At 64.1% G+C, this 14950-nt stretch carries 8 protein-coding genes; 6 read left to right on the top strand and 2 right to left on the bottom strand.

The window, feature by feature from the left end:
* Positions 1-4: 4 nt before the first annotated feature.
* The 5 genes from G4Y73_RS12490 to G4Y73_RS12470 all read left to right on the top strand — a co-directional run bounded on the left by G4Y73_RS12490 (position 5) and on the right by G4Y73_RS12470 (position 6339).
* Positions 5-1597: a serine hydrolase gene (locus G4Y73_RS12490; protein WP_164232043.1), complete on the top strand. Its 1593-nt coding sequence runs from the start codon at positions 5-7 to the stop codon at positions 1595-1597.
* Entirely contained in the window at positions 1594-2748 is a 1155-nt protein-coding gene (locus G4Y73_RS12485) for a DUF819 family protein (protein ID WP_164232041.1), read from the top strand. Before G4Y73_RS12490 ends, G4Y73_RS12485 begins: the two co-directional genes overlap by 4 nt.
* A gap of 29 nt (positions 2749-2777) precedes the next feature.
* Positions 2778-4529, top strand: a complete 1752-nt coding sequence (locus G4Y73_RS12480) for a D-aminoacylase (RefSeq protein WP_164232039.1) — start codon at positions 2778-2780, stop codon at positions 4527-4529.
* A complete protein-coding gene (locus G4Y73_RS12475) occupies positions 4526-5683 on the top strand; it encodes a hypothetical protein (RefSeq protein WP_164232037.1) in 1158 nt (385 codons plus the stop codon). The genes G4Y73_RS12480 and G4Y73_RS12475 overlap by 4 nt, the downstream gene beginning before the upstream one ends.
* A gap of 302 nt (positions 5684-5985) precedes the next feature.
* Positions 5986-6339 carry a hypothetical protein gene (locus tag G4Y73_RS12470; RefSeq protein ID WP_164232035.1) on the top strand — a complete coding sequence of 118 codons (354 nt, stop codon included), beginning with the start codon at positions 5986-5988 and terminating at the stop codon, positions 6337-6339.
* Between the two features lie 19 nt (positions 6340-6358).
* Here the strand turns inward: G4Y73_RS12470 and G4Y73_RS12465 are convergent, their stop codons facing one another.
* Together G4Y73_RS12465 and G4Y73_RS12460 are read right to left on the bottom strand one after the other, a co-directional pair.
* Entirely contained in the window at positions 6359-7510 is a 1152-nt protein-coding gene (locus G4Y73_RS12465) for an L-lactate dehydrogenase (protein WP_164232033.1), read from the bottom strand.
* Between the two features lie 12 nt (positions 7511-7522).
* Complete coding sequence (locus G4Y73_RS12460; protein WP_164232031.1) at positions 7523-9136, bottom strand: FAD-dependent oxidoreductase; 1614 nt, start codon at positions 9134-9136, stop codon at positions 7523-7525.
* A 251-nt stretch (positions 9137-9387) separates the two neighbouring features.
* On the opposite strand from G4Y73_RS12460, the gene G4Y73_RS12455 reads away from it, so the two are divergent.
* Positions 9388-14940 (top strand): cadherin-like domain-containing protein, encoded by a 5553-nt coding sequence (locus G4Y73_RS12455; RefSeq protein ID WP_164232030.1) that lies wholly within the window; start codon positions 9388-9390, stop codon positions 14938-14940.
* The last annotated feature ends 10 nt before the right edge of the window (positions 14941-14950 follow it).

Raw genomic sequence — 14950 nt, 5'->3', positions numbered from 1 at the left:
CGTGATGCGAGCGAGCAGCCCTTTCTCCATTGTCTGGCTGCTCGCCGCAATCGGGATGGCGGCCGCCGGGCCGGCTCTTGCCGAGCCCGATGCGGCCGCCATCGATGCCGTGGTCGAGCGGGCCATGGATACTTTTGGTTCGCCCGGCCTCACCGTTTCGGTCGTACACGACGGGGAACTGGTCTATGCCCAGGGTCGGGGCATCCTCGAGGTGGGCGGCGATGTGGCAGTTGACGCCGACACCCTGTTCCAGATCGCATCCGTATCCAAGGCCTTCACCGCCGCTGCCCTGGCGTTGCTGGCCGACGACGGCAAGCTGAGCTTCGACGACCGGGTGATCGATCACCTGCCCGAATTCCGCATGCACGACCCGTACGTGACGCGCGAATTCCGCATTCGCGACCTGCTCACCCACCGCAGCGGCCTGCCGCTGGGGGCGGGCGACCTGCTGATGTTCCCGCAAGGCAAGACCACGCGCGAAGAAATCCTGCGCGCCATGCGCCACTTCGAGCCCAGCAGCAGCTTCCGCGCCCAGTACGATTACGACAATTCCATGTACATCATCGCCGGCATGGTGGTGGAAGAAGCCGCCGGCCAGAGCTTCGAGTCCTTCCTGGAAGAACGACTGCTGTTCCCGCTGGGCATGAACGACTGCGCCGCCACCTTTGACCGTGCGCCCGAATCCCTGCCGAAAGCCGTACCGCACGTCGAAGTCGACGGCGAGATCGAGACGACGCCAACCGGCCTGCTCGGCGACACCGCGGCACCGGCCGGCGGCATCACCTGCAGCGCCCGCAGCATGGCCCGGTGGATGAACTTCATTCTGGACGAAGGCGTGAGTGCCGATGGCGATCGGCTGATCAGCGAGCAACAGTTCGCCGAGTTGTTCTCGCCAGTAACGATCACGCGCACACCCGGCTATCTGAGCGAACACGCCGGGGCTTCGCTGTCCGCCTACGCCCTGGGCTGGAACGTGTCCACCTTCCACGGCCAGCCGCTGCATTCCCACGGCGGCGGCCTGATGGGCATGACCAGCCACCTGATGCTGCTGCCGCGCGAGAACCTGGGCGTTTTCGTGTCCAACAACCTGATGTCGGCCGCACCCCGCCCGGTGGCCTACGACATTGCCGAGATGTTCATGAAAGACTTGGCCGACAACGATCCCGACTGGATCGCGGTGGTCGAAGAGCTGATGCAGCAACGCCGGGACTCGGGCGCCGAAGCCGTGGAGAAAGCCATGGCCGAACGCGACGCCGACAGCAGCCCGAGCCTGCCGCTGGAAGCCTATGCCGGCATCTATCGTGACCCCTGGTATGGCGAGATCACTTTGAGCCTGGAAGACGACGGCCGGCTGTGGTTCCGCTCGCCGCGCAGTGAACCGCTGACCGGGCCGCTGGAGCATTTCCAGTTCGACACCTTCATCGTGCGCTGGACCGACCGCCGCCTGAATGCCGACGCCTACATGAGCTTCATTCTCGACCCGCAGGGCGAAGTGGAAAGCGCCCGCATGAAAGCCGTATCGCCCACCACGGACTTCAGCTTCGATTTCCACGATCTCGACCTTCGCCGCGTCAAAAAACCCGCCGAAGATCAGTGATCCAGGCCGACTGGACCTTCGCCCTGTGGGCTGTTTTGGCCGCCCTGGCGGCCCTCGGCTTCTGGGCCGACCGCACCCGCATCGGCCGCAATGTCTCCGGCCTGGCCATCGTGCTGGCCACCGGCATGCTGCTGTCCAACATCGGCATCCTGCCCAAGCAGGCGCCGGTCTACAACGTAGTCTGGATCTACCTGGTGCCGCTGGCCATCCCGCTGCTGCTGCTCAAGGCCGACCTGCGCCGGGTGCTGGTCGAGACCCGCGGCATGCTGCTGCCTTTCGTGCTGGGCGCGGTCGGCACTTTGCTGGGCGCGCTGCTGGGCGTGTGGCTGTTGCCCCTGGGCGAACACGCGGCCAAGCTGGCCGGCGTGTTCAGCGCGACCTACATTGGCGGCTCGATGAACATGGCCGCCGTCACCCAGGCGGTGGACCTCGACCCGTCCCTGGCCACCGCCAGCGTGGCGGCGGACAATGTCGTCGGCGTGTTCTACCTGGCCTTCCTGGCACTGGCACCCTCGCTGGTGCTGTTCCAGCGCTGGTTCCGGGTGACCGGAGACGAGTTGCGCACGACCAGCGACGAGTCCGTTCAGGCGGCAAACGATCGCGCCGATGCGGAGAGCGACGTCATTCCCCTCGACCCCCTGCACCTGGGCATCGCCCTGGCCGTGGCTTTCACGATCTGCGCGATCGGCCAGGCGCTGGCAACCTGGTTCGGCGTGGGCGGCTACGCCATCTTGTTCATCACCGCACTCGCCGTGCTGGTGGCCAATGTGTTTCCGCGCCAGCTCGGCCGCCTGAACGGTGACTATGAAGTCGGCCTGTTCATGATGTACCTGTTTTTCGCCGCCATCGGCATCAGCGCCGACGTGGCGGCCATGATCAACTCGGCGCTGGAGATTGCCGCTTTCGCCGCGATCATTGTCTTCTGCCACGCCCTGGTGATCTTCGGGCTCGGGCGGGTATTCCGCACCGACCTGATGGACACCGTGATTGCCTCCAATGCCTGCGCCGCGGGCCCGGCCAGCGCCGCGGCCATGGCTGCCGGCAAGGGTCGCCCGGACCTGGTGGCACCGGCCGTGCTGCTGGGGGTATTCGGTTATGCCGTGGCCAACTTCATCGGCATCGGCGTGGCGACCTGGCCGGGCTGGGGATAAAACTCTCGAACCTGAATCGGAGAAATAGAATGAGAACGCTCACCATTACCTTCCTGTCGTGCCTGCTGGCCGCCTGCTCGGCCGACTCGCCCTCACCCGAATCGTCTGCATCTGAGTCGTCTGCATCAGAATCGCGCGCGCCCGAAGCGCCTTCGCCCGAATACGATCTCGTCATTGCCAACGGTCTGTTCTACGACGGCAGCGGCGAAGCGCCGCGTGAGGTGGATATCGCCGTCAATGGCGATCGCGTCGAGGCCCTGCTGCCGCGCGGTGAAGAGGTATCGGCAGAGCTCGTGATCGATGCCGACGGCCAGGCGGTCGCACCCGGATTTATCAACGTGTTGAGCTGGGCGACCGAATCCCTGATCGAGGATGGTCGGGGCTTGAGCGACACCCACCAGGGCGTGACCCTGGAGATGTTCGGCGAAGGCTGGTCCATGGGCCCGCTCAACGACACCATGAAGGCCCGGGCGCTGGAGCGGCAAACCCATATCCAGTTTCCGATCGAGTGGGAAACGCTGGGCGGCTACCTGGAATTTCTCGAGCAGCGCGGCGTCACACCGAACGTGGCCTCCTTTATAGGCGCCACCACCGTGCGCATCCACGAGCTGGGAGAAGGCGATGTCCAGCCCAGCGACGAACAACTCGAAAACATGCAGGAGCTGGTGCGCGAAGCCATGCGCGAGGGTGCCTTGGGTGTCGGCTCCTCGCTGATCTACCCGCCGGCGTTCTACGCCGAGACCGACGAGTTGATTGCCCTGGCGCAAGCCGCGGCCGAATTCGGCGGCGGCTACATCACGCATATGCGAAGCGAAGCTGACGGCATCTACGAGGCGCTGGATGAAACCATCACCATCGGCCGCGCCACCGGGCAGCGCGCCGAGGTCTATCACCTGAAGGCGGCCGGCGAGCGCAACTGGCCGAAGATGGCCGGCGCCATCGAACGCATCGAACAGGCGCGCGCCGAAGGCGTCAACATCGGCGCCAATATGTATGCCTACACCGCCGGCGCCACCGGCCTGACCGCGGCGCTGCCGCCGTGGGCCTCCGACGGCGGCTTCGACGCCCTGACCGAACGGCTGCGCGACCCCGAAACCCGTCAGCGGATCGTCGAGGAAATGCAGGCCCCGGCCGAAGGCTGGGAAAACCTGCTGGAGCTGGCCGGCAGTGCCGAGCGCGTGGTCTTGATCGGATTCTCGAATGAAGAACTCAAGCCGCTGACCGGCAAGACCCTGGCCGAGGTTGCGGAGATGCGCGGGAAGTCACCCGAGGAAACCGCCATCGACCTGATCCTCGAAGAGAACCGGCGCGTCGGTACCGCCTACTTCCTGATGAGCGAGGAGAACGTCGAACTGGGGCTGAGCCAGCCCTGGATCGCGCTGGGCTCCGACGCCGAGTCCGCCGCGCCCGAAGGCGTGTTCCTGGAAACCAGTACCCACCCGCGCGCTTACGGCAACTTCGCCCGCTTCCTCGGGCACTACGTGCGCGAACGCGAACTGGTGTCCCTGTCCGAGGCCATCCGCCGCCTCACCCGCATGCCGGCCGAAACCTGGCAACTCGAGAATCGCGGCTGCCTGGATCCGGGCTGCTACGCCGACATCGTGGTGTTCGACCCGGACACGATTACCGACCACGCCACTTTCGCCGAGCCCCAGCAATTGGCGACCGGCGTCGATCACGTGTTCGTCAACGGTGTGCAGGTGCTCAATGAAGGCGAACACACCGGCGCGACACCTGGGCGGGTGGTGCGCGGTCCCGGGTATGAGGGCGGCGAGCAGTGACAGGATTTTTCGGGCGCCTGTCCGCCGGCGCCTTCGGGCGCCTGCTGCTGCCCGGCATCGTGCTGCAGTCGGTGCTGATCGGCGGCGGCTATGCCAGCGGCCGCGAGGTGGTCGAATTCGGGGCGCGCTTCGGCGTGTATGGCGGCGGCGCGGTCATCGTGGTCTTCTTCGGCTTCAGCCTGATGGCCATCCTGACCTTCGAACTGGCCCGCCTGTCGAGCGCCTACGAATACAAGGCGTTCATGCGCCAACTCATCGGCTGGGCCTGGCCGGCCTTCGACCTGCTGTTCGGCACCATGGCGGTGCTGATCATCGCGGTGATGGCCTCGGCCGCGGCGAACATCATGCAACAGGTGCTGGGATTGCCGCCGGCGGTGGGAACGGGGCTGATCATTGTCGCAGTCGGCATCCTCTGCTACTTCGGCACCGCCCTGATCGAAGGCTTCAAGAGTATCGGCACGGGCCTGCTCTACATCGCCTACCTGCTGTTTGCCGCAGTCGTGTTGACGCAGCAGTGGCCGCAGTTGAGCAATGCGTTCAGCACTGAGGGCATGGCGCAGTTTCCCGAGGCAACGGCGGGCGCCGCCCTTCTCGCCGGCGTGATCTACGTCGGCTACAACCTCGCGGTCTTCCCCGCCGTGCTGTTTACCCTGCACCGCCAGCAAAGCCGCCGCGATACCGTGACGGCCGGACTGATCGCCGGGGCGATGATGACCGTTCCTTTTGCCCTGACCTGGCTGTGCCTGCTGGCCTATTACCAGAGCCCGGAAGTCTTCGCGGCGCCCGTGCCGTGGCTTGTGATGCTCGAAGTCGTCGGGGGCGGTTGGCTGCTGATCGTGTTCGCCCTGGTTATGGGCTGGACCCTGCTGGAGACCAGTGTCGGCCTGATTCACGCCCTGCTCGAGCGCATCGACCGCGACTTCGGCCCGGCGGATGGCGGGCTGTCCAGGCCGCTTCGCGGATTTCTGGGTGCGGGCGTGCTGCTGGCCGCGGCCGTGCTTTCACAGATCGGCATCATTGCGCTGATCGCGCAGGGTTACACGATCATGGGCTATCTGTTCATCGCGCTGTTTGCCCTGCCGCTGATGACCATCGGGTTGGCGCGTATTCTGCACCAAGGCCGGCAACGCTCGACATCCCCAATTGAATCTTGACACCTGTTAAAGCCATTTGCTAAATTTTTTTATGGGTGTGACGGTTTGAGGTTGGTCCAATGATTAAGTGGCGTGGGTGTGGTGTACTCGTTTTGGTTCTTTCCGCTGCAATCTATTCGAATTCAGCATTCGGATGCTGGCGTTGCGTCGCCGATCCGGTCCACTGCGCATCGGTGATGGAGGGTGCGACGAGTTGTTGGGTTAGCTGCGACTGGATATGCACTTGCATGGTAGCTGGCCAGTGCCAAATTGAACCGCCTTACCCTGATGCAAATTGCTCTTCGAGAACAGAAGTCGACAGCGTGTGGTTGTCCGAGAAGGATGTTATAGCGGCCGAGCAAGCACATCCGCTTCTGGGCGCATTGTTCCGTTCCGGCGGTGGTGGTCAACACAGGTTGTTCATCGACCCCCATCTCAAGGGCCTGGCCACGGGCCCGGATGGTCGGGAGGTGCTTTTCCGGTTTCGCGGTGAAACCGAACTGACAGAAGGAGGGATCTGGTTCCACTTCGAGCTGGAGGACCATCCGGATGTGGCGTCCTTGGAAGGCGAGTTGATCCCTTCGTCCCCGCATCGCAAGCCGCGGGGTTTTGTGCAAGTGACCCCGGTCGCGGATTCGGAGCAAACGGCAAAACAGCCGAAGCTGCTGGAGTGGTGAGGACGAAGTTCACGGCTGACTAGTCCCGATCGAGGCAGTCCGGGCCGATGTCCTCGATGCGGGTCACGCCGGTCAGGGCCATGGCCAGGCGCAGTTCGTCGCGAATGCCGGCCAGCAATTGATCAAGACCGGTGCGGCCGCCGCCGGCCAGGGCCCAGACCCAGGCGCGGCCGATCAGCACCCCGTTGGCGCCCAGGGCCAGGGCGCGGTAGACATCGATGCCGCCGCGGATGCCGCCATCGACCAGGACTTCGGCGCGTTGATCGACCACGCGAACGATTTCCGGCAGCTTGGTGGCGGTCGAGGCCACGCCGTCGAGCTGGCGTCCGCCGTGGTTGGAGACCACGATGCCGTCGGCGCCGATTTCCACAGCGCGTTCGGCGTCGGCCCCGTCGAGAATGCCCTTCAGAATCAGACGGCCCTGCCATTTCTCGCGCAGCCACTCGATATCGGCCCAGGTGACCGTGGGATCGAATTGCGTATCGATCCATTTCCGGAACGAGTCGGGATCGCTGGCGGCGCGGACGTAGGGGTTCATGCTGCCCAGGCTCATCGGCCGGCCGCGCACCGGCACGTCCCAGACCCAGCCAAGTCGCATCATGACCTGCCCGATCTTCAAGAGCTTCGGACGCAGGCCGGGCACGGCCATGCCGTTTCTTCTATCGCGATGACGCGGGCCGGGCATGGGCAAATCGACGGTAAAGACCAGGGTCCGGCAGCCGGCCGCCCAGGCCTGGTCGATGACCGCCTCGACCACGCCGCGGTCGCGGATCATGTAGAGCTGGAACCAGAACGGCCGACTGGCGTTCTCGGTCAGCTCGTCGATTCCGCAGATGCCCACCGTCGAGAGCGTGAACGGCACCTCGGCGGCTTCGGCGGAGTGCAGCGCCTGGCGCTCGCCGCGGCGCGCGGCCATGCCGCCCAGGCCGATCGGCGCCAGGGCCAGGGGCATGGCGAAGTCCTCGCCGGCCAGGGTGGTGGCGGTGTCGATCTTTTCGACATCGACGAGCACGCGCTGGCGGAGTTTGACCGCATCCCAGTCGTCGGCATTGGCCGCCAGGGTGCGCTCCCGGCCGGCGCCGCCGGCATAGTAGTCGTAGAGAAAGCGCGGCAGACGACGGCGCGCCAGTTTGCGGTAATCCTCGATCGTGGCCGGAAGCTGTCGAAACATCTCTGTCCTCCTCTAGCCGCCGCCGTTGATCGAGCGTGCCGCCGCGCGCGCAGTGAGAATGCAGCCGGGCAGGAAAGTGCCTTCGAGCGAACGCTTGCCGTTGGCACCGCCGCCGCCGAAGCCCGCGGCCTCGCCCACGCAGTAGAGCCCGCCAATGGGGTGGCCGGCACCATCCAGCACGCGGCTGTCGAGGTCGGTGCGCAATCCGCCCAGGCTCTTGCGCGTAACGAGTTGCATGCGGATGGCGATAAATGGCCCGGCGCCTTTCTTCTTAAGCGGCGCGGGCTTGCAGGTGCGAAGCCGGTCCGGTCCCCACTGGCGCGCGTGCAGGATGCGGCGGATCTGATCGTCGTTTTGCAGCGCATTCTTGTGCGCGAAGCTGGCGTCGAAGTGGTCCACCGTGGCCTCCAGCACCGCCGCATCGATATCGTGGGAGCGGGTCAGCTGGTTCATCTGTGCGGCCAGCCCGGCGAGCGACTCGTCGACCAGGAAATCATCGCTCTCGCGCTGCATCTGGCGCACCAGGCGATGGTTGCCCAGCAACAGCTCCTTCAGGAAGGCCGGAAAGCGCTGTTCGCGAATCGAGTGGTTGTGTTCGGCGCCGGAGATGGCGAACTCCTTCGCCGCGATGCGCCAGTTGAGCAGATGCCAGGTCCAGGGCTTTTCCTGCTCGGCCACCCGGCGGCACAGCCAGTGGGTGTCGAAGCCGGTGACCAGGGGTTCCGGGCCGATACGCCGGCCGCGGTGATCGAGCCACAACGCCGACTTGCACGGTATGGCCGACAGGCCGTGGCCTTCGAAGTGCGGATACGGGTGCGGGAAGCCGGCAGCGTAGTTCCACATCTCGCCGGCGTTGACGATGCGTCCGCCCAGGCGCTCGGATACAACTCGATGCAGGTGCCCGTCGGCAAAGGGATGGGCGCCGTTGAGCATGGTCCTGGGGCGCGGACGGTTCTGCGGCCAGTTGGCCTGCGCCTCGGCGTGGCTGCCGTTCAAGCCACCGGTGGCAAGCACCACGACCGGCGCTTTGAGGCGGTGTTCGCTGTTGTCGCGCTCGTCGACGGCGTGCGCACCGGAGACCCGGCCGGCGCTGTGCTCCAGCGCGGTGACCCGGTGGCGGTGCAACAAGGTCAGTCGACCGCCGCTATCGGCCTCGTGCAGGGCCTCGATCATGCGTCGGACCAGCGCGCGGGCGGTGCCCCAGACGATGTGATAGCGCGGCACGGAATTGCCTTCGCCAAAACGGCCCCGTTCGACCCAGTTGACCGCCGGCATGAACTTGAGACCCTCGCCCAGCAGCCAGTCGTAGACATCCGCCCGCGAACGCTCAACGTAGTGCCCGACCCAGGCCAGTGACCAGCGATCGTTGGGATCGAGTTCGCCGAAGCGAAGCCAGTCGCGGTAGGCGGTTTCCGGGGAATCGGGAATCTTTTTGCGTGCCTGCAGCGATGTGCCGACCAGGGCCATGCCGCCGAAAGCCCACAGCGCCAGGCCACCGAAACGCTCAGGACCATCGCGATCGACCAGGGTGACCGACTGCCCGGCACGCAGCGCCTCCAGGGCCGTGACGATTCCGGCCAGCCCGCCGCCGATGACCAGCACGTCGGAGGTTGCCGGAGCGCTCACGCCGGAGCTTCCGAATAAGCCGTCAAGGGCAATGACCGACAAGGACTGGAAAACATCATGCTTCCAAGTGTACAGCCGCAGGAATTGACGGTCACCGGCAGGAAACTGCCGAACTTACACGCCTGGCCGGTTTCCTTCGATTGGCCGGTCAGGTAACGACGCATCCTTCCCCGGCAAGTTTATGTGGCGACCGACACGACTTTTGGGCTACTGTAATCAGAAAAGAACAACACCAAAAGGGAACCAAATCCGTGAATCTATCGAAACTCGCCGCCGCCGGGATGCTGGCGGTCATCAGCCTTCTTGCCTCATTGAGTGCGTCCGGACAGTCGCTCATCCACAACTATCAGGTGCTGATCGACGTCGACCGGGACTCGGCGACCGGCTGCACAGTCACGCCAACCGGCAACTCCACCGTGGATGGCTTTGAGCACCGACTGCTGGCAAGGGTAGAAGTGGCAAGCGGGACGGCGAGTGTCGAGTCGGTCGAGCGCCAGGACTGTTCCGGTGGGATATTTGGCACGCCCGTGGTTGTTAGTTCGCCGGCGTCGACACCCTGGGACGTCGCGCTCGATGCCGGAGTGTCAGGCTCGGATGCGTTTGAGCTCGCAGTGCCGCGGAACGACGTCAGTGCAATGTTCGCATCCGGTATCCGGCTGGTTTTCGTGGCCGACGACGGCAACGGTTCGGATATTCTGGCCACGACCAACGGCACGGCTTCGGGCGGCCCCATCCTGCTGGGTCTTCCCGTGGAGACGCTGCCGGTTCCGCTGTTCTCCTGGTGGGGCATGCTGCTTCTGCTGACCGCGGTTCTGGCACTGGCCTGGCTGGCACACCGCCGCATGGGCCGGATCGCGGCGCTGGGCACCTTGGCACTGGTTGCCTCGCTGGCCTGGGCCATGAACTTTGCGCTCGACGGGGACCTCACTGACTGGGACGGCGTATCGCCCGTCGGCCAGGACCCGGCCGGCGATGCAACCGACGGCAGTTCCGGCAACGACCTGCTGGCCGGCTTCGCGGCGCTCGAGAACGAAACACTTTATTTCCGCATCGATGTTGTCGACCTGCAAAACACGGCACCGACCGCCACCGCGGATGCCTACGCCACTGATGAGGATGTCGCACTCGCCGTGACCGCCCCCGGCGTGCTCGGCAACGACACCGACCCGGAATCCGATCCGCTCACTGCGACCCTGGAAACCGGGCCCGCCAACGCCGACAGTTTCACACTCAACCCGGACGGCAGCTTCGACTACACACCGGCCCCGGATTTCAACGGCAGCGACAGCTTCACCTATGTCGCCAGCGATGGTCAGGCCGAGTCGGCGCCGGCCACGGTGACCATCACGATCGAGCCGGTCAATGACGTACCCAGTGCGCAGGACGATGCCTTTGACGTCAACGAAGACCAGACGCTGAGCGTTGCCGCCCCGGGCGTCCTCGACAACGACTCCGACATCGAGTCAGATCCCCTGACCGCCCTGCTCGACGCGGGACCATCCAGCGCGGCCAGTTTCACACTGAATGCCGACGGCAGCTTCGAATACGTCCCGGTGCCGGACTTCAACGGCAGTGACAGCTTCACCTATGTCGCCAGCGACGGCACGGATGACTCGGCACCGGCGACCGTGGCCATCACCATCCACCCCGTCAACGACCCGCCGTCGGCCATCAACGACGCATTCACGGTCGCTGAGGATTCGCTCGACAATTCGCTCGACGTGCTCGCCAACGACAGCACTGCACCGGATACCGGGGAAATCCTGACCATCACTGCCGTCGGCGCGACTGACCAGGGTGGCACGGCCACGACCGATGGCGCTACGGTCAGCTACAGCCCCGCCGCCGACTTCGTTGGCACAGAAACCTTCACCTACACCATCGATGACGGCAATGGCGGCAACGACAGTGCCACCATCACGATCACAGTCGAGAATACCAACGACGATCCGCCCGTCTGCACGGCCGATTTCGCCAGTACCGACGAGGACAATTCGACCCTGGTAGACGTACTTGTCAACGATGCCGATCCCGATCCGGGCCAGACGGCTACGCTGACGGTCATGTCGGTCGATGACACCGGAACGGTCGGCCAGGTGGTCAACAACGGCACCGACGTGACCTACGACCCCGACGGTCAGTTCGAGTCGCTGGGCGCCGGCGACGATGCCACCGACACCTTCAGCTACACCGCTCAGGACAGCGACGGCCTGACCTGCACGGCCACCGTCACCGTGACGGTTACCGGCGTGGACGACCCGGCGGTGGCTGCCGATGACCAGTTCCGCACTGTCGGCAATACCATGCTGGAAGTCGGTGACGCAAGCGGCGCGACATCACCGTCCGTGTTCGTCACGGGAAGCGTCCTGAATAACGACAGCGACCCGGACAACACCCTGGCCGTGTCGGGCACGAATAACGTCACCGCCGGCGCGATCGTCAACATGGCGACCGACGGCACTTTCACCTACCTGCCCCCGCCCGGACTGCGCGGCGATGGCGACCCGAATACGCCGGATGACAGCTTCCAGTACGAACTGTCCGGCGGTGAGATCGCGACGGTTTCCATCGATATCGACGGGTTGGTCTGGTATGTCGACAACACCAGCAACGGCGGTTCGGTCAGTGCCGGCGAGGGCACGTCGGACAATCCCTTCTCGACCCTGTCGGATGGCAATTCGGACACCGATCCGAACGATGCCGAAGACGCCGCCGATGACGGCGACATTATTTACGTCATGTTCGGCGATGGCACCGCCACGCATCAGGGCAGCGGGTTGACGCTCGGCAACGGGCAGTCCCTGCTGGGCGAAGGCGTGGATCTTGTGGTCGACGTCGACGGTACGCCCACGACACTCTTCACCGGCGACCCGACCCGGCAACCGGTCATCGACGTTCCCGGATCGGGCCTGAATGGTGTTTCGGTCATCGCTGATACCGGCGACCGGCTCGATATCGAGATCCGGGGCCTGTCGATTGCCGCCGATGCCAATGCCGTGGACGTTTCCTCCGCCAACGGCCATGCGGTCGACGTCACGATCGCCGAGAATTTCATCGCTGGCGCGAGTGAGGAAGGACTGGACCTGAATCCCGACAGCAGCGGGGCCTTCTTCGCCACGATCGCTGGCAACCGCTTTGCCACTTCATCGGTCGCCGGTAACGCCATCGACCTGACCACGGGCGCCACCTCGGGTGACGTCAACGTCGCCGTCGACAACAACTTCGATATCACCTCATCGGGCGGCAGCGGCATCGTGCTCAACAACTTCCAGGGCGGCGCTGAACTGTATGTCACCAGTTTTTCGAACAACTCGGTGCACGGAAATACCGCCAATCGCGGCATCCTGATCGACAGCGTCACCTTCGATGCCGATCCGGCCGACCCTGATTTCACCGGCGACAGCGTATCCGGAGGCAACCTCACCGTAGGCGCGCCCGGCAACCCTGTCGGCACCACCGGCATCGAGCTTCTCAGAGTTGCCGGCCGGCTAGAGTTCGACGAACTGTCCGCCTACTCAGAAGGTGCCGGCGGGACTGGCCTGCAATTGTTCGGCAGTGGAACGATCGATGCCGGCGCGGGCACGGGCTTCGAGCTAACCGCCAACGGTGGTGAGATTGATGCCGAAAATGGTGCGGCGGTGAGTCTTGGCGCTGCCACGCTCGGCCTGGCCTTCGATACAGTGAGCTCAACCGACAGCACCACATACGGCATTTCCCTGGGCAACGTTACTGGAAGCTTTTCTGCTGCCGCGGGCTTGCTCAGCGGGGCGGCCGGGATCACTTTCAACTTGACGAATGGATCGCCGACGGTGAATTACGGCGGCACCATCAACCATTCCGCCAATACCGGCGTTGCCGTGAACATCGAAGACAACAACGGCGCATCGGCCACCTTTGGTGGCGCGGTTTCGGTGCTGGGCGGTTCCGGCGTGCAGGTTGTCAACAACAGCGGCACCAATGCCGTCAACTTCAGTGGCCCGCTCGACTTAGGAACCAGCAGCAGCCGACTCTCGATCAGCCCGCTGAGTTTCGGCGGCAACAGTGCAGGCACGACGCTGACGGCACCGGACATCGATCTGTTCACATCGGGTCCGCCCGCGATCGTCGCCAGTGGTGCCGGCACGCTGGACCTCGACGCGGTGTCGATTGACGCGAGTTCGGGCGGCGGCGTGGATATCGACGGTGTACAGCTCCTGGTCGACATAGACACGCTGACCTGCACACGCAACTCTTCCTGTGTCGACCTCACCAACCTGGCCGCCGGCAGCCTCACAACCTTCGCCAACGTCGATCTGACCTGCACTTCCAACAACTGCTTCAATGCCCAGTCCGCACGCACCATCGAAGTGACCGGGACAGGCAATCGCATCGATGCCGAGAATGGCCGCGCACTCCATGTGGTGGATACCACGATCGGAGCCGGTGACATAACCTTCGAGTCAATTTCCGCGTCGATCTCTGCCAATGCGATTACCCTGGATAACACCGGCACGCTCGGCGGGCTGGTCGTCACCGGTGACACAGGTGTAGCACAGAACGGTTCGGGTGGAACGCTGACCGGCATCACCGGAAATGCCATCGAACTGATTGATACCGGCAGTATCTCGCTCGACCAGCTTGACATGTTCACCGTCGGCGGCCATGGCATTGCCGGCATCCGGGTTGACGGGATCAGCGTTAGCAACGCCGTTCTGACTAGTGTCGGCAATGGTGCGGGCGATGATGTTTTCAGTTTCAATCGCAACAGTTTCGGCGACAATGGCCTCACCGGCACGGCCGTGTTCGAGAACGTGAGAATCCCATCCTTCTCCGAGCGCGCGCTCGACATCTTCAACGAAGGAGGCGGCAGCCTCGATCTGCAGGTAACCGACTCGTCGATCAGTAATAACAGCATCCAGGAAGACGCCATTCGCGTGCAGACGACGGGCACGCTCAATGCTGACGTCCTGCTCGCCAACAGTAATTTCGACAGCATCGAATTCGATGTATTGACCTTCTTCGCCGAAGGTAGCGGCAGTCATACCGTCGAGGTCACCGGAATCACTTCGACCAATGGCGGTGGCTCGGATAATTTCCCTAACGGTGGTGGTGTGGCGATCATTGGCTCGGACTCTTCCAGCATCAGCTTCGACATCGATGGCAACAGCCTGACCGGCGTGCAAGGCGAAGCGGTGCAGATCATCGGCCTGGGCGGCGCCGGTCAGACCTTAACCCTCAACGGCATCATAGGCGGGGTGCAGGGCAATACATTTGCATCGGACAATGCCGACGGCATCGACCTTGACTTCGATGGCGATTCTGGTGGGGGCAGCACGATAAACGGCGCCATCGTGGTCCAGAACAACAGCATCGCTTTCGACGACGACGGCATCGGCGTCGATTTCCGCGACAGCGGCGGTCAGATGAATATCACGATCCGCAACAACACCATCAACGGCGCCGCCGGTGATGATGGCGTCACCACGGACCTGGACGACGGCATCTTCGTGTTTACCGACAATGATGTCGGCGCCGGCGCAGCCCAGCTCAACGTCGAAATCTTCGACAATCTGTTCAACGATATCGATTCCACGAAGAACCTTATCGAAATCGTGGATGTGCGTGACGGCAACAATGCCTGCTTCGGTGCTACCGGCAATAGCATTGGCGCGGGCGGCGGCAGCATCGAGCTCGATACCGATGCCGCGGCCAACCTGGTGGTCGATGCCGACTCTGCAGCCAATCTGAGCGCACTCAATAACGGAATCAACGTGAACGAAGTGGCCACACCCACCTACAACAGCGGCGTGGACTGCATCCCCTGATGCGTTATTG

The sequence above is a fragment of the Wenzhouxiangella sp. XN201 genome (genome assembly GCF_011008905.1).
GTDB lineage: Bacteria > Pseudomonadota > Gammaproteobacteria > Xanthomonadales > Wenzhouxiangellaceae > Wenzhouxiangella.
The sequence above is the reverse complement of the archived record's forward strand: the minus strand, read 5'-3'. Positions and strand labels throughout refer to the sequence as shown.

Bases quoted from the DNA above. Each gene is read 5' to 3' on its own strand.
- G4Y73_RS12490 (WP_164232043.1), top strand. From the start codon at position 5: ATGCGAGCGAGCAGCCCTTTCTCCATTGTCTGGCTGCTCGCCGCAATC.
- G4Y73_RS12465 (WP_164232033.1), bottom strand. From the start codon at position 7,510: ATGTTTCGACAGCTTCCGGCCACGATCGAGGATTACCGCAAACTGGCG.
- G4Y73_RS12480 (WP_164232039.1), top strand. From the start codon at position 2,778: ATGAGAACGCTCACCATTACCTTCCTGTCGTGCCTGCTGGCCGCCTGC.